The 13,867-nt window shown below is 68.7% G+C and carries 17 protein-coding genes; 6 read left to right on the forward strand and 11 right to left on the reverse strand.

The genetic code is table 11. From position 1 onward, the window contains the following. Positions 1-19: 19 nt before the first annotated feature. Together ACO073_RS20485 and ACO073_RS20490 are read right to left on the reverse strand one after the other, a co-directional pair. Positions 20-493 carry a cupin domain-containing protein gene (locus ACO073_RS20485; RefSeq protein ID WP_421999808.1) on the reverse strand — a complete coding sequence of 158 codons (474 nt, stop codon included), beginning with the start codon at positions 491-493 and terminating at the stop codon, positions 20-22. Between the two features lie 10 nt (positions 494-503). Next, on the reverse strand, positions 504-1,694 hold the full coding sequence (locus tag ACO073_RS20490; protein ID WP_421999810.1) for a CaiB/BaiF CoA transferase family protein: 1,191 nt from the start codon (positions 1,692-1,694) through the stop codon (positions 504-506). A gap of 74 nt (positions 1,695-1,768) precedes the next feature. Between ACO073_RS20490 and ACO073_RS20495 the strand changes: the two genes are divergently transcribed. Continuing rightward, entirely contained in the window at positions 1,769-2,071 is a 303-nt protein-coding gene (locus ACO073_RS20495; RefSeq protein ID WP_421999812.1) for a BrnT family toxin, read from the forward strand. Next, positions 2,055-2,318 carry a BrnA antitoxin family protein gene (locus tag ACO073_RS20500; RefSeq protein ID WP_421999814.1) on the forward strand — a complete coding sequence of 88 codons (264 nt, stop codon included), beginning with the start codon at positions 2,055-2,057 and terminating at the stop codon, positions 2,316-2,318. Before ACO073_RS20495 ends, ACO073_RS20500 begins: the two co-directional genes overlap by 17 nt. Positions 2,319-2,324: 6 nt before the next feature. On the opposite strand, the gene ACO073_RS20505 is transcribed toward ACO073_RS20500, so the two are convergent. After that, on the reverse strand, positions 2,325-2,969 hold the full coding sequence (locus ACO073_RS20505; protein WP_421999816.1) for a hypothetical protein: 645 nt from the start codon (positions 2,967-2,969) through the stop codon (positions 2,325-2,327). Between the two features lie 53 nt (positions 2,970-3,022). Here ACO073_RS20505 and tcuA point away from each other — a divergent pair, with 53 nt between their 5' ends. The 3 genes from tcuA to ACO073_RS20520 all read left to right on the forward strand — a co-directional run bounded on the left by tcuA (position 3,023) and on the right by ACO073_RS20520 (position 6,123). Further along, positions 3,023-4,513 (forward strand): FAD-dependent tricarballylate dehydrogenase TcuA, encoded by a 1,491-nt coding sequence (tcuA, locus tag ACO073_RS20510; RefSeq protein WP_421999818.1) that lies wholly within the window; start codon positions 3,023-3,025, stop codon positions 4,511-4,513. Positions 4,514-4,611: 98 nt separating this feature from the next. Continuing rightward, entirely contained in the window at positions 4,612-5,589 is a 978-nt protein-coding gene (locus tag ACO073_RS20515) for a Bug family tripartite tricarboxylate transporter substrate binding protein (RefSeq protein ID WP_421999820.1), read from the forward strand. A 63-nt stretch (positions 5,590-5,652) separates the two neighbouring features. Further along, positions 5,653-6,123: a PaaI family thioesterase gene (locus ACO073_RS20520; protein WP_421999822.1), complete on the forward strand. Its 471-nt coding sequence runs from the start codon at positions 5,653-5,655 to the stop codon at positions 6,121-6,123. Positions 6,124-6,126: 3 nt separating this feature from the next. Here ACO073_RS20520 and ACO073_RS20525 read toward each other — a convergent pair whose 3' ends face one another. The 3 genes from ACO073_RS20525 to ACO073_RS20535 are packed head-to-tail and all read right to left on the reverse strand — an operon-like array spanning position 6,127 to position 7,767. Then, complete coding sequence (locus ACO073_RS20525) at positions 6,127-6,372, reverse strand: carboxymuconolactone decarboxylase family protein (protein WP_421999823.1); 246 nt, start codon at positions 6,370-6,372, stop codon at positions 6,127-6,129. 60 nt (positions 6,373-6,432) lie between these two features. Continuing rightward, complete coding sequence (locus tag ACO073_RS20530) at positions 6,433-6,675, reverse strand: hypothetical protein (protein WP_421999825.1); 243 nt, start codon at positions 6,673-6,675, stop codon at positions 6,433-6,435. 60 nt (positions 6,676-6,735) lie between these two features. Next, positions 6,736-7,767, reverse strand: a complete 1,032-nt coding sequence (locus ACO073_RS20535; RefSeq protein ID WP_421999826.1) for a methyltransferase — start codon at positions 7,765-7,767, stop codon at positions 6,736-6,738. A gap of 270 nt (positions 7,768-8,037) precedes the next feature. On the opposite strand from ACO073_RS20535, the gene ACO073_RS20540 reads away from it, so the two are divergent. After that, on the forward strand, positions 8,038-9,798 hold the full coding sequence (locus ACO073_RS20540; RefSeq protein ID WP_421999828.1) for a chloride channel protein: 1,761 nt from the start codon (positions 8,038-8,040) through the stop codon (positions 9,796-9,798). 203 nt (positions 9,799-10,001) lie between these two features. Here ACO073_RS20540 and ACO073_RS20545 read toward each other — a convergent pair whose 3' ends face one another. Genes ACO073_RS20545 through ACO073_RS20565 form a run of 5 tightly spaced genes read right to left on the reverse strand, consistent with a single transcriptional unit; the run spans position 10,002 to position 13,715 of the window. Continuing rightward, complete coding sequence (locus ACO073_RS20545) at positions 10,002-10,934, reverse strand: carbohydrate ABC transporter permease (RefSeq protein WP_421999830.1); 933 nt, start codon at positions 10,932-10,934, stop codon at positions 10,002-10,004. Continuing rightward, complete coding sequence (locus tag ACO073_RS20550) at positions 10,924-12,192, reverse strand: MFS transporter (RefSeq protein ID WP_421999832.1); 1,269 nt, start codon at positions 12,190-12,192, stop codon at positions 10,924-10,926. Before ACO073_RS20550 ends, ACO073_RS20545 begins: the two co-directional genes overlap by 11 nt. 27 nt (positions 12,193-12,219) lie before the next feature. Beyond that, the gene (locus ACO073_RS20555) at positions 12,220-12,414 is read right to left on the reverse strand and encodes a hypothetical protein (protein ID WP_421999834.1); all 195 of its coding nucleotides are present in this window, start codon (positions 12,412-12,414) and stop codon (positions 12,220-12,222) included. Continuing rightward, entirely contained in the window at positions 12,414-12,827 is a 414-nt protein-coding gene (locus ACO073_RS20560) for a hypothetical protein (protein ID WP_421999836.1), read from the reverse strand. Before ACO073_RS20560 ends, ACO073_RS20555 begins: the two co-directional genes overlap by 1 nt. A 12-nt stretch (positions 12,828-12,839) precedes the next feature. Continuing rightward, the gene (locus tag ACO073_RS20565; RefSeq protein WP_421999838.1) at positions 12,840-13,715 is read right to left on the reverse strand and encodes an MBL fold metallo-hydrolase; all 876 of its coding nucleotides are present in this window, start codon (positions 13,713-13,715) and stop codon (positions 12,840-12,842) included. Positions 13,716-13,867: the final 152 nt, after the last annotated feature.

Genomic DNA, 13,867 nt, shown 5'->3' on the forward strand with positions numbered 1-13,867 from the left:
CCCGCCAGGCCGCCTTGCCTCAGCCGTGGGCCGGCAGCGGCTTGCCGTCGTGCTCGACCGGCCGTGCGTCGATCAGCACGAAGGCGATCACGCACGGCGCGTCGGAGCGGTTGATCCAGTTGTGGACGGTACCGCGCTGCACCAGCACGTCGCCGGCGCGCAGCGTCACGACCCGGCCCTCGTCCAGGGTCATGTCGATCTCGCCCGACAGCACGACGGCATAGTCGATCGAGTCGGTGCGATGGTTGCGCGGCGCGACGCCGGGCGCGAACTCGATGACGCGGAACACCGTGCCGCCGGCCCGGGTCGTCGCCGTGATCTCCTTGGCGGTGTCGGCGAAGCCGTTGTTGTCGACCGGGAAGCCCATCGTCGACCAGATGTTGGCCACCGTCGCGCCGGGGCGGAAGGAGACGACGTCGCGCGAGACTTCGTCGATGGCGACGAGGGCGCCGCCCTTCTCGTCGTGACCGGTGACCACCCGCCTGATCTTCATGTCGACCTGCCTATTTCGGTCCGAGCACGCCCGCCTTGCCGAGCGAGGCGATCGCGGCGGCATCGTAGCCGATCCCGGCGAGCACCGCCTCGTTGTCCTGGCCGATCGAAGGCGGATCGGACACCAGCGGCGGCCGCCAGCCGAGCATCTGGAAGGGCAGGAGTGGCAGGCGGGTCTGGACGCCGCCGGCCAGCGTCGTCGGCGCCAGCGAGCCGTTGGCCAGCAGATGCGGATGGTCGAACAGGTCCTGCGGCTGGGCGACTGGCGCGAAGGAGATGTCGGCGTCGAGGCACAGCCGCTCGAGCTCGTCCTTCGTGTAGCCCTTGAAGATCTCCGCGACCTTCGGCACCAGCCAGGGCCGCGCCTCGATACGCTGGTTGTTGGTGGCGAGCTTGGGATCGGCCGCCAGCGCCTGCTGGCCGAAGAACTCGCAGAAGCGCTTCCACTGGCCGTCGCTGGTGATGCCGATGAAGACCTGTTGGCCGTCGCTGGTGGCGAAGATCTCGTAGATCGCCCACGAGCTCACGCGTTCCGGCATGGGCGGCGGCGGTGCGCCGTTGATCGCCGTGATGGCGAGGTGCTGGCCCATCAGGAACACCACCGATTCGAACAGCGCACTCTCGACCAGGCCGCCCTTGCCGGTGCTGTCGCGGGTCTTGAGCGCCAGCACGGTCGCGAAGGCGCCGAACATGCCGCCCACGATGTCGACCACCGAGGTGCCGGCGCGCAGCGGCCGGCCCGACGGGCCGGTCATGTAGGCGAGCCCGCCCATCATCTGGACGACCTCGTCGAGCGCCGGCCGCTTCTCGTAGGGACCGGGCAGGAAGCCCTTCAGCGAGCAGTAGACCAGGCGCGGGTTGATCTTCTCGAGGTCGGCGGGGCCGAGGCCGCGCTTGGCCATCGATCCCGGCGCGAAGTTCTCGATCATGACGTCGGCCGACTGGAGCAGCTTCACCAGCACCGCCCGGCCGTCGGGCGAATCGGCGTCGAGCGCCAGGCTCTTCTTGTTGCGGTTGAAGTAGCCGAAGAAGCCGGCGCCGAAGCCGCGCAGCTTGCGCGTGCGGTCGCCGTCGACCGGTTCGACCTTGATCACCTCGGCGCCGAGATCGGCCAGGATCATGCCGCAGGACGGCCCGAGGATCGTGTGCGTGAGCTCGACGACGCGGATGCCCTTGAGGGGTGGCGTGATGCTTGAGGTCATGGCGACCTCAATACCCAGCGCGGCCACGGCGCTCAACTCCTTGCCGGCAATGTATATTATGGTAATATACGTCCATGCTGGACTGGCGGCTCGTCGAAGGCTTCGACTGGGACGATGGCAATGCCCGCAAGAGCGTCGACAAGCATCGAGTCAGCCAAGGTGAAGCTGAGGAGATCTTCTTCAACGAGCCCTTGCTGATCGGCGAGGATATCGCCCACAGCATCGGCGAACCGAGGTTCCACGCCCTGGGGCGTGCGGATGCGGGACGATTTCTTCATGTCACCTTCACGCTCCGCAACGCGGGAAGGCTGATCAGGGTCATCTCGGCAAGGCCCATGCATCGCAGGGAACGAGCGCGTTATGAGCAAGAGTCCTAAGACTGTCCCGAAGTTCAAGAGCGAGGCCGAGGAGCGTCGCTTCTGGGAAACGCACGATTCCAGCGACTATGTCGACTGGAGCAAGGCCCGGCGCGCCCGTTTCCCGAACCTGAAACCGTCGACCACCTCGATTTCCCTAAGACTGCCGGTCACTCTTCTCGACCGAATCAAGATCGCCGCCAACAAGCGCGACGTTCCCTATCAGTCCTTGATCAAGGCCTGGCTCGCCGAGAAGACCGACAAATAGTCGCCTTCATTGTGAACCGAACCAGCCCTCGATGTCCTTGGTGAGCGGCAGGCCCGCCGCCTCGCCCAGCACCTGGTGGGCCATGCCGGCGCCGACCAGGAACGCTTCCTGGTGCGGCAGGTTGTTGGCCTTGAGCAGGCGGCGGATGGCCGGACCGTCATGGCCCCAGCCGATTGCCTCGACCTTGCCCTCGAAGGCACGGTTGAGCGTGGCGAGGAAGTCGGCGCGCTCGACGTCGGTCAGCCCCGGGACCGCGTCGATGTCGCCCAGGACGAACAGCCGGCCGCGGAATTTCGCCACGAGATCGGCGACCGAATTGCGCGCCTCGACGACGATCTCTCCGCCGGGCCCGCGGCGCACGCGGGCCGCCAGCGACAGCGGCAGGATGGCGGCGCCGAGATGGGCACCGGAATCCATGAGCGCGGCCGTCAGTTCCTTGTAGGTGATCCCCAGCCGTTCTGCTCGCCGGAGGCGCATCCGGGCCACTTCGGGCTTGGGCGTCTTCCAGGCCTTGGCGGTGGCGCGGCGCCACACCCAGGCCTCCCAGGACATGTCGAAGGTCGGCCCGTTATTGTGCCCGATGCCGGGCCGGCGCAGCAGGGCCTCGACATTGGCATGTCGGAGCCCTAGACGGTCGAAACGATCACCCATGGCCGCATTCTAGCGCTAAATTCAGGGTGATGCAGGCAAAGGGAGTGCCAAAGGTGGACGATTTCCAGGTCGATGTGCTGGTCGTGGGCGCGGGCAACGCGGCCGCCTGTGCGGCGCTGGCGGCGCGCGAGAGCGGCGCGACGGTGGCGATGCTCGAGGCCGCGCCGGAGGAAGAGCGCGGCGGCAACAGCACCTACACCGCCGGCGCCATGCGCGTGGTGTTCCACGGCGTCGACGACCTGGCGCAGCTCTATGACCTCACCGAGGACGAGAAGCGCGACGTCGACTTCGGCAGCTACTCGGCCGACGAGTATCTCGACGACATGGGGCGGGTCACGAACTACCGCTGCGACCCCGAGCTGACCGACATCCTGATCGGCCGCAGCTTCGAGACCCTGAAGTGGATGCGGACCAAGGGCGTGCGCTTCCAGCCCTCCTACGGCCGCCAGGCGTTCAAGGTGAACGGCAAGTACAAGTTCTGGGGCGGCCTCGCGGTCGAGGCCTGGGGCGGCGGGCCGGGCTTGGTCGACCTCGAGCACAAGGCGGCGATCAAGGCCGGCATCCCCATCCACTACCAGACGGCAGCGGTGTCGCTGATCGAGGAGGATGGTGTGGTGCGCGGCGTGATCGCCCGCCACAAGGGCCGCAAGGTCCGGATCGGCGCCAAGGCCGTCGTGCTGGCCTGCGGCGGGTTCGAGAGCAACGCCGAGATGCGCACCCGCTACCTTGGGCCCACCTGGGACCTCGCCAAGGTGCGCGGCACCCGCTTCAACACCGGCGCCGGCATCAACATGGCGCTGGCGGTCGGCGCCAAGCCGCACGGAAACTGGTCGGGCGGCCACGCCGTCGGCTGGGACATGAACGCGCCGGAGTTCGGCGACCTCGAGGTCGGCGACAACTTCCAGAAGCACTCCTACCCGCTCGGCATCATGGTCAACGCCAACGGCGTGCGCTTCGTCGACGAGGGCGCCGACTTCCGCAACTACACCTACGCCAAGTACGGCGCTGTGATCCTCAGCCAGCCGCAGCAGTTCGCCTGGCAGATCTTCGATTCCAAGGTGCTCGACAAGCTGCGCGACGAGTACCGGATCAAGCGCATGACCAAGGTGCGGGCCGACACGATCGAGGAGCTGGCCGGCAAGCTCGAGGGCGTGAACGCCGAGCAGTTCCTGAAGACGATCAAGGAATGGAACGCCGCGGTCATGACCGAGGTGCCGTTCAACCCGACCGTCAAGGACGGCCGCGGCACGCGCGGCCTCGCCGTGCCGAAGAGCCACTGGGCCAACACGATCGACGAGCCGCCGTTCGAGGCCTATGCCGTGACCTGCGGCCTCACCTTCACCTTCGGCGGGCTCAAGATCACGACCGACGGCGAGGTCGAGAGCACCGACGGCCCGCCCATCCCCGGCCTGTTCGCGGCCGGCGAGCTGGTCGGCGGCCTGTTCTACCACAACTACCCGGGCGGCACCGGGCTGGTGTCGGGCGCCGTGCTGGGCAAGCTTGCCGGCGACAGCGCCGGGCGCTACGTGCAGGGGAAGAACTAGAACGCACGGTGTCATCCCGAGGGCGAAGCCCGAGGGACCTTTGAGGCTACCCAAAGGTCCCTCGCTCCGCTCGGGGTGACTGCATTGCCGGGGGAAACATGATCAAGCTCACGCGTCGCAACGCCCTGCTCGCCGGCACGGGCGCCTTTCTGCTGCCCGGATCCGGGCGCGCCCAGGCGGCCTGGCCCAACGGGCCGGTCACCTTCGTGGTCGGCTATGCCGCCGGCGGCGGCGCCGACATCAATGCCCGCGAGCTGGCCAACATCGAGGGGCCGATGATCGGCGCCCAGATCGTGGTCGATAACAAGGGCGGCGCGGCCGGCAGCGTCGGCGCCCGCATCGTCGCCGCCGCCAAGCCGGACGGCCAGACGCTGTTCTATGCCGTCGGCACCAACGTCATCATCAATCCCTGGGTCCAGAAGGGCATGATCGACACGCTGGCGACGCTGGCCCCGATCTGCCAGACGACGGCTTACCAGTACGTATTGGCGGTCAATCCCAAGGTGCCAGCCAACACCGCCGCCGAGCTGGTGGCACTGGCCAAGAAGGACCCGGAGAAGCTCACCTTCTCCTCGTCCGGCGTGGGCGGCAACAACCACCTCGCCGGCGCGCTGTTCGCCGAGGCGGCCGGCATCAAGATCGTCCACGTCCCCTACAAGGGCACCGGACCGGCGCTGGCCGACGTGATCAGCGGCGTCATCACCATGAACTTCTCGTCGCTGCCGCCGGCCGTCGGCCAGGTCAAGGCCGGCAACCTGAAGGCGCTGGCCGTCACCGGCGAGAAGCGCGTCAGCTCGCTGCCCGACGTGCCGACCCTCAAGGAGCAGGGCATCGACGTCGTGGTCAACGGCTGGCATGGCCTGTTCGCCCCCGCCAAGACGCCGGACGCCGTGCTCGACAAGATCGCCGCCGACACCAAGGCCGCGATGAAGGACCCGCGCTGGGCGACGGCCCTGGCCAAGGACGGGCTCGAGATGCCGCCCGATCTCAGCCGCGCCCAGTTCGCCAGGTTCGTCGCCGACGAGCACGCCTTCTGGGGCAAGAAGCTGAAGGAGCTCCACGTCCAGATGGAATGACGGCGGGAAGACCGGGTCCGCTTTCCGCCAGCGCCACGGCTGGCCCTGGGCTAGTGAGGGCCCATGACCGAGAAACGATACGGCGTCGTGCCGCCGTCCCAGCAGGCCGCCCTGAGCGGCCTCGACTTCGTCCAGGGGCTCGTGAGCGGCGCCCTGCCCCACAACAGCATGGCGCGCACCCTGGGCTACGACATCGTCGAGGCGACGGCCGGCCGCGTCACGGTGACGGCAACGCCGAGCGCCGACCTCCTCAATCCCGCCGGCACCGTCCATGGCGGTTTCTCCGCGACGCTCCTGGACACCTGCATGGGCCTCGCGGTGCTGACGACGGTGGAGAAGGGATTCGCCTCGACGACGCTGGAGTTCAAGATCTCCTTCGTCCGCCCGATCACGCCGGAAACCGGGCAGGTGCGCGCAGAGGGGATCGTCGTTTCGGCAGGACGGCGGATCGGCACCGCCGAAGGCCGCGTGACCGACGGCACGGGACGGCTGCTCGCCCACGCCACGACGACCTGCCTGATCTTCGAGCGCTGACCGTCAGCGTTTCGGCACCATGCAGAAGCCCTGGGCCTCGATGCCGAGCGGCGGGTTGAACTTGGAGCGGAAGTTCTCCATGGCGATCGCCGCCGTCAGCTCGACGATCTGCGGCTCGGTGAAGTGCTTCCTCAGGTCGGCGAAGAAGGCCGCGTCGACCGTCTGCCCGGTCGTGGTGATGCGCTCGGCGTACTCCAGCGCCAGCCGCTCGGCGGGGCTGAAGAGCGTGCTGGTGCGCCAGTCGAGCACCTCGGCGAGCTTCTCGGAGCCGCCTTCATGTTCCGTCGCCCGGACGGAATTAATGTCGATTCAGAACGGGCAGCCGTTGATGGTGGCGACCCGGACATAGACCAGCGGCAGCAGGGCCTTCGGGAGCTGGCCCGATTGCTCGATCGACGCCCCCAGGAGCTGGGCGGCGCGCAGGATCGGCGGGCAGTGCGCCATCACCTTGGTGGGATTGAGCAGGCCGCCGAACATCTCGCGCTGGCGGTCGAAGACCGCCTTCAGGGTGGGGTCGCCACCGTCTTCCTCGATCTCGCTGATGCGGGCCATGGTCGCTCCTCTGCTTTGGCCTCACCATGCAGACCGCTTGCTCCATCGGCAAGGTACGCCTCAGCGCGATTCCTTGTAGGCGACCGCCGCGCGGGAGGGGCCGTCCAGCGGGATCGTCTCGAAGCGACGGAACCCCGCCTCCCCGCACCACTCCCTGAATTCGGCAACGGTGAAGTCGAACGCGTCGCCGAACTCGATCAGCATCGTGAGCGAGAGGAAGAGCCCGAAGCTGTTGCTGCGGCGTGCGTCGTCGATGAACGATTCGATCGCGACGAACGCGCCTCCTTCCGGCAAGGCCTCGAAGACCTTGCGGACGAGCAGCTTCTTCCTCTCGAGGTTCCAGTCGTGCAGGATCATGCCCATCGTGATCACCTGCGCACCGGGCAGCGGATCCTCGAAGAAGTTGCCCGAGACCGCGGTGATCCGGTCCGACAGGCCGGCAGCCGCGATCCTGCGCTCCGCGAGCGCCGACACGGCCGGCATGTCGAAGCTGATGCACCGGAGATGGGGGTGCGCGGCCGCCACCTCCCGGCTGAGCAGCGCATCGGCCCCGCCGATGTCGGCCATGGTCCGGTAGCGACCGAACGGAAAGCTGCGCGCAAGCGCCTGGAAGTTGCGGATCGACGCGCCGTGCATGGCGCCCATGAAGGCCTCGAGCTGCGCCGGATCGGCGAGCATGGACTCGAAGAACGGCGTTCCGGCGTGCTTCGCCTCGTTCTGCGGCTGGCCGGTGCGCAGGCCTTCCGTCAGGTCGGCCCAGAACCGGTAGTTGCGCTTTTCCCAGATCTCGATGATGCCGCCGATATAGTCGGGCCGGTTCCGGTCGAGGTAAAGGGCCGTCGCCGTTGTGTTGCGGTAGCGCGCGCCCAGCCCGTCGCCGTCGCGATCGAGCAGGTCGGTCGAGACCAGCAGGTCGAGGAAGTCCCTGGCAGGCCGGGGCTTGAGGCCGAAGGCCGCGACGACCTCGTCCAGCGTCATCGGTCCGTCGGCCAGCCGCGTGAAAAGCCCGATCCCGACGGCCGACAGCAGCGCCTTCGAGACACCATAGCCGCTCGCGATTCGCATGATGTGGGAGGGATCCGGTGCGGCCATGGCACTCCACCTCGCAACTGCGCCGCCAGGGGCGCGCTTCGATCCTTCGTACCATGGGTTCCGGGGCCGCCGCGACCGCGAGCCGCATCGGTACGGCCGCCGTTGCCGGCAATGCGCCTCAAGATGGCCCCGAATGACGAGGAAGGAGAGGGCCGACTCGATATCGGAACCGATCGAAGGCAGAGGGCGACCATGGCGGGAAACGCGGCGGCAAGGCCGTCCCGATGGGCCCGGGCAGCGACCTGGGCGCGGGCGCGACGCGTCTTCCGCATGCAGAGCCGCCTGCGGTCCAACGACTTCATCCAGATCCTCGTCTGCGCCGCGTTCGGCGCCGTCGTGGGCGCCCTCGTCGCCGGCGTCCATGCGCTGGTCGATCTCCTGCACGAGACGGGTTTCCGGCTGGCCACCGAGCACAGCCTCAGCACCGGCATCGGGGTCGACCCGCAGCGCATCCTCGTCATCCCGCTGATCGGCGGCCTCCTGCTTGGGCTCTCCGCCCTCGTCGGACGCCGCTTCCGCCCGAAGGAGGTCGTCGACCCGATCGAGGCCAACGCCCTCCATGGCGGGCGCCTGTCGCTGATCGACAGCCTCCGCCTGCTGGTCTCGACGATCATCTCGAACGCCTCGGGCGTGGCGGTCGGCATGGAGGCGGGCTACGCCCAGCTCGGCTCCGGCGTGCTCTCGAAGGTCGGGCAGCTGTTCCGGCTTCGCCGGTCGGACCTGCGCATCTTCGTGGGCGCCGGCGCCGCCGCTGCCATCGCCGCCGCCTTCAATGCGCCTCTGGCCGGTGCGTTCTACGGCTACGAGCTCATCCTGGGCAGCTATTCCGTGCAGTCCCTGGCGCCGGTGGCGGCGGCGGCCCTCACCAGCACGCTGACGCTGCGCGCCCTGATGGACCCCGCCCCGCTGTTCGACGTCGGGTTCATCTTCCCCTTCAGCCCGTGGCTCTACCTCGCGTTCGCCCTGCTCGGCATCCTCTCCGCCGGGTTTGCCGTGCTGGCCATGCAGGCGGTGACCTGGGCCGAGCGCGGGCTGCGCCGGCTGCCCCTGCCGCCCTGGCTTCGCCCGGCGGTCGGCGGCCTGCTCGTGAGCGCCATCGCGCTCCTCGTGCCGCAGGTGCTGGGCAGCGGGCACGGCGCCATCCAGCTCGTGTTCGACAGCAGCTTCACCCTGCCGCTTCTGCTGGTCCTGCTCGCCGCCAAGCTGCTGGCCTCGGCCCTCTCGCTGGGGGCCGGCTTCCGCGGCGGCCTGTTCAGCGCCTCGCTGTTCCTCGGCTGCCTGTTCGGTGCCGCCTTCGCCGACGTGGCGGGCTACCTCGCGCCCCACCTCGTCCAGCAGCACGCGACGCTGATGATGGTCGGCATGGCCTCGGTGGCGGCCGGGGTGATCGGCGCCCCGCTGACCATGATGTTCCTCGTGCTCGAAGGGACCGGCAATTTCCCGCTGACCGTGGGCGTGATGGTGGGCGTCGTCTTCGCCTCCACCATCGTGCGCCTCACCTTCGGCTACTCCTTCTCGACCTGGCGCTTCCATCAGCGCGGCCTCGGCATCCGCAGCCCGCACGATGTCGGCTGGCTCGCCGACCTCACGGTGAGCCGCCTGATGCGAGCCGATCCCAAGACCGTGCCCGCCACGATGCCGATCGACGCGGTGCGCGAGAAGTTCCCGCTCGGCAGCGCGAAGCGCGTGTTCGTGGTCGACGGCAACGGCGCCTTTGCCGGTACGATCGACATCTCGGCCGTTCACGAGGCCGAGGCGGGCGACGGGCCCGACCGGCGCCTCGCGGGCGATCTCGCCGCGGACGCCGATCTCTTCCTGCTGCCCTACGACAATGTCCGCACCGCCCTCGCCCGCTTCGAGCAGCGGGAAGTGGAAACGCTGCCGGTGCTGGCCTCCGTCGGCGACCGTTCGGTGGCCGGCTACCTGACGGAGCAGTTTGCCCTGCGGCGCTACAACCAGGAGCTCGAGCGCCGGCGGACCGCCGAGCTGGGCGAGCGCGACCTGTTCTCGATCTCCGAGCCGCGGCGCTAGCAACGAGAGCCCCTCCCGAGCGCTCACGACGCCCCCGGCAGATGATAACAGAAGTCATTGTCGATCACCAGGGTCCCGTACGGCGGTCACCCGCGCGATCTTTTATTGCGACTTTTTGGGCTCCAGGGGACGCCACCCCCTGCGGGCACATCCGGCCGCGACACCACACCTTGTGCGTCTATCAGCGTGTGCCTGCAGTGCCGTCAGGAATCGCTGCCCCGCCGGACGACGCCGCGCAGCACCAGGATCGCGGCCGCCGCCAGGACGGGCACCATGAAGAGCGAGATGGCCGCCCCCATCGGGAGGTTGCCGCCGATGATGCCGACGAGGAACGCCGACGTGCCCAGCACCTGGGTGGCGCCCAGCGGGCCGCCGTTGGTGAGCACGTTCACGATGGTGAAGCCCGCGAAGCTGCCGATCAGCGAGAAGATCATGGTGATGGCGATGATGTTGCGCATCATCGGCAGGGTCACGTAGCGGATGCGCTGCCACCAGGTGGCGCCGTCGATCGACGCCGCCTCGTAGAGCTCCGCGGGCACCGACTTCAGCGACGCCAGGTACATGACCATGAAGAACGGGGCGCCGAACCACACGGTCACCAGGATCACGGACAAGCGCGCCCAGCCCGTCTCGCCGAGCCAGAGGATGCGGGGCAGGCCCACCTGCTCGAGGATCCAGTTGAGGGCGCCGAACGAGGGCTCGAACAGGAGCCGCCAGGCCAGCACGCTCATGGCCGCCGGGATCACCCACGGCACGAGCAGCATGCCGCGCCACTTGCGCTGGCCGCGGGCCGGGAGGTTGTGCACGAAATGGGCGGCGACGAAGCCCAGGAACGCCTTCAGCGCGACGGCGGCGAACGCGAACAGGCAGGTCTGCCAGACGATCCCCCAGAACCGGCTGCTGTCGAGAAGGAGCGCGAAGTTGGCGAGCCCGACGAACCGCGTCGTCGTGCGGTCGAGCATCGACAGCCAGATCGCGAAGCCCGTGGGATAGGCCACGAGCCCGACCATCACGACCAGCAGCGGCACGGTCATCAGGAAGGCGATCGCCGACCGGCGCTGCAGCAGGGCGTGGAGGCCGCGGCGGCGAGCGGGCACCGGTCCCTGCTGCTGGCGCGCTTGTCCCTCAACCGGCATGTCGATCGCGCCGACGGGCCGTCGCCATCACCAGCGCCGCGAGCGCCTGGAGCGCCGCGGTCAGCGCCAGCGCCCAGCTATAGGCGTCCGGCTCCCAGCCGCCCGAAACGGTGCGGGGCCAGAGATCGAGGATCCAGCCGATCGCCGCCTGGACCAGGAAGGCGCAGCCCAGCGTCAGGGTGTTCACCGCCGTCGATACGCGTCCCGTCTGCTCGGGCGGAAACATCTGGCACACCGCGATGTAGCCTGCCGGTCCGGCCGCCCCGCACACCGCGATCCCGAGCCACAGCGCAAGCACGACGGAAGGCTGGCTCGGCTGGAGCATGAGGCCGCCCTGCAGCAGCACCAGGCCGACCAGCGACACGACCGGAACGAGGAACGGCGGCAGGCCGGCCGCGCTCGCGCGGCTGGCGGCGCCGCCGGCAAGCAGGCTGCCCGCGACCATCGCGAAGGTGTAGAGGAACAGCACGCCGGCCCGCCCCGGCCCGTCCATGCCGGCGACGTCGCGCAGCCACGGCCCTGCCCACAGGCCGAGATAGACGAAGTTGAAGGTCGACAGCGTCGCCACCGCCGGTGCGAACCGCCAGAACGGCCGCGAGGCGAGGATGCGGCCGCTCAACGCGATGTCGTCGCGCAGGCGCCGCGCAACGCCTCCCGCACGCCGATCGGCGGCCGGCTTTTCCGGCAGCGACAGGAAGATCCAGGTCGCGACGCCAAGCGCCACCAGGCACAGGACCCAGAACACGCCCCGCCAGCCGACCGCCGGCAGCATGGCCTGCGCGGGCGAGGTGGCGAGCGTGCTGCCCAGCGCGCCGAGGGCGCTCGCGATACCGGTCATGGACGCCACCCGGCTCCGCTCGAACCAGTCGGCATGCGCCTTGATCACCGCCATGAGGCCGGCCGAGATGCCGATCCCGAGGACGATGCGTGCCACGACGAGCCCGGCAAACCCCGGCGACAGCGCGAAGATCGCGAACCCGACCGCCGCCAGCACCATCAGCACCGTCTGCACGCGCCGGGCGCCGAAGGCATCGAGCGCGACCCCCAGCGGCAGTTGGACGGCGGCGTAGGCGGCGAACAGGCAGGCGGCGAGCACGCCCAGCTCGACCGCGGACAGGCCGAGTTCCACGGCGATGACGGGACCGACGATCGCCATCACGGTGCGCGAGGCCTGGTTCATCACGTTCGCCGCGGCCAGCGGAAAGGTCACCCGGACCAGCATCCGCGGCACCAGCGGCATGACGTTCTCCTTCTTCACGGGAGGGCTGACGGTTCCTTCGATGCGCTACTGGTAGGCAGCCTTTATCGTCCGGGTCAGCTCATCGTCCGGTCCGTCCGGCGGATGCTCCGAATCTCCGGCACCGGAGGCCGTCGACGGCGCGACAGGATCGACGTCGGCCATCGACTTCACGGCGGGAACCGCGACCGACCGGCCGCCGCCCTTCACCCCGACCCTACGTCCGGGAAGGCGCTTCCTCATCAGCCCGCCCGCACGTCCTGGTCTTCCAGGATCTCGAGAATCTCCAGATCGCGGATCGACACCCAGGTCGTGGAACCCGGCCAGTTCGGCGGGCACTGCATCATGGGTTGTGTGCCCTCGGATGCCGTTTCGGTCATGCCGACATGCCGAAAAGTGTCCTCGCGGCCGATGAAGCGCTCGAGGCCGGGCGCCAGCCCGTCGCGACTCCGCGGACGGAAGACGGCGCGCACGCTGTCGAGATAGTGGACGGCGGTACGGTCGATCGGGGTCGGGCGGACGCAGGCGCCGGGGGGCTTCCCCGGCGGCGCCGACCGCTCAGCGTCCGTCATCGAGGGCACGGCCGGCACGTCGATCGTGCGCCGTCCGACCCGCAGGCGCCCGGCAGGCTTCCGGGAGACTCCCTTGCGATTCATCGGTCCTCGGCTTCAGCCCTTGACGTACTCCAGGCGGAAGCCGTCGCCCCATCGCTTGACATGGCCGACCGAGGGCGACGGGAAGTGCATCGTGCAGCACAGCGTGTCGGTATCGCAGTAGCGCTCGAAGAAGCTCCGGCGCGTGCGGACCGCCTGGTCGCGGTCGGTGTCGACGCGCATGACCAGGTCGGGGTAGCGGGCCTGGATCGGCGAATGGATCAGGTCGCCGGTGAACACCGCGGCGTCGGAGCCCTTGCCGGCGCAGACCGCGAAATGGTCGGGCGTGTGGCCCGGCGTCGGGTTCAGCCGGATATGGTCGTTGAGCGCATGGTCGCTCGTGACCAGCTCCGCCCGGTTGGCCTCGATGATCGGCAGCACGCTGTCGGTGATCTGGTCGAGCGGCGTCTTCTGGTGGATCTCGCTCCAGTAGGTGTATTCCTTCCTGGAGAAGAGGTAGCGCGCCTTGGGGAAGGTCGGGACCCAGCGGCCGTTCTCCAGGCGCGTGTTCCAGCCGACATGATCGCCGTGCAGATGCGTGCACATCACGAAGTCGATGTCCTCGACCCCGAGCCCGGCCGCCTCGAGCGCCGCCATCCAGTTGCTGTCGGTCTTCTTGTTCCAGGTCGGCCGGTTCGGGAAGTTCTTGTCGTTGCCGATGCAGCTGTCGACCAGGATGTTGTGATGCGGCGTCTTGACGACGTAGGACTGGAAGCACAGCACGACATTGCCGCTCGCGCTGTCATAGCCCCCGGGCGCCAGCCAGGAGAGGTTCTCGTCGAGGGTTTCCTTCGACAGGGTCGGCAGGAAGTCGAGGATGGGCGTGAAGCCGCTCTCCTGCTCGACGATCCGGTGGATGGTCATGTCGCCGACGGAAAAGCTCGTGCGCATGGCTGGCGTCTCCTCACCCGTGTTGTTCCCGATTGCCGGCATCGTAGACCAGCCGGAAGTCGATGACGAAGGGCGGATTTCGACCATCAGTCGGTCTGCAGCCCTGACGATCCGACCGCCCTTGGTCGGACGCGGCGCCTGGACTACCGTGC

The sequence above is a fragment of the Reyranella sp. genome (assembly GCF_965229815.1).
Taxonomy (GTDB): Bacteria; Pseudomonadota; Alphaproteobacteria; order Reyranellales; family Reyranellaceae; genus Reyranella.

What these genes read in the sequence shown, in the direction of transcription:
- ACO073_RS20530 (WP_421999825.1), bottom strand. Translation starts at nt 6,675, where the DNA reads ATGGCCCGCATCAGCGAGATCGAGGAAGACGGTGGCGACCCCACCCTG.
- ACO073_RS20490 (WP_421999810.1), bottom strand. Translation starts at nt 1,694, where the DNA reads ATGACCTCAAGCATCACGCCACCCCTCAAGGGCATCCGCGTCGTCGAG.
- ACO073_RS20560 (WP_421999836.1), bottom strand. Translation starts at nt 12,827, where the DNA reads ATGAATCGCAAGGGAGTCTCCCGGAAGCCTGCCGGGCGCCTGCGGGTC.
- ACO073_RS20545 (WP_421999830.1), bottom strand. Translation starts at nt 10,934, where the DNA reads ATGCCGGTTGAGGGACAAGCGCGCCAGCAGCAGGGACCGGTGCCCGCT.
- ACO073_RS20495 (WP_421999812.1), top strand. Translation starts at nt 1,769, where the DNA reads ATGCTGGACTGGCGGCTCGTCGAAGGCTTCGACTGGGACGATGGCAAT.
- ACO073_RS20500 (WP_421999814.1), top strand. Translation starts at nt 2,055, where the DNA reads ATGAGCAAGAGTCCTAAGACTGTCCCGAAGTTCAAGAGCGAGGCCGAG.
- ACO073_RS20555 (WP_421999834.1), bottom strand. Translation starts at nt 12,414, where the DNA reads ATGAGGAAGCGCCTTCCCGGACGTAGGGTCGGGGTGAAGGGCGGCGGC.
- ACO073_RS20515 (WP_421999820.1), top strand. Translation starts at nt 4,612, where the DNA reads ATGATCAAGCTCACGCGTCGCAACGCCCTGCTCGCCGGCACGGGCGCC.
- ACO073_RS20565 (WP_421999838.1), bottom strand. Translation starts at nt 13,715, where the DNA reads ATGCGCACGAGCTTTTCCGTCGGCGACATGACCATCCACCGGATCGTC.
- ACO073_RS20520 (WP_421999822.1), top strand. Translation starts at nt 5,653, where the DNA reads ATGACCGAGAAACGATACGGCGTCGTGCCGCCGTCCCAGCAGGCCGCC.
- ACO073_RS20535 (WP_421999826.1), bottom strand. Translation starts at nt 7,767, where the DNA reads ATGGCCGCACCGGATCCCTCCCACATCATGCGAATCGCGAGCGGCTAT.
- ACO073_RS20505 (WP_421999816.1), bottom strand. Translation starts at nt 2,969, where the DNA reads ATGGGTGATCGTTTCGACCGTCTAGGGCTCCGACATGCCAATGTCGAG.
- ACO073_RS20540 (WP_421999828.1), top strand. Translation starts at nt 8,038, where the DNA reads ATGCAGAGCCGCCTGCGGTCCAACGACTTCATCCAGATCCTCGTCTGC.
- ACO073_RS20485 (WP_421999808.1), bottom strand. Translation starts at nt 493, where the DNA reads ATGAAGATCAGGCGGGTGGTCACCGGTCACGACGAGAAGGGCGGCGCC.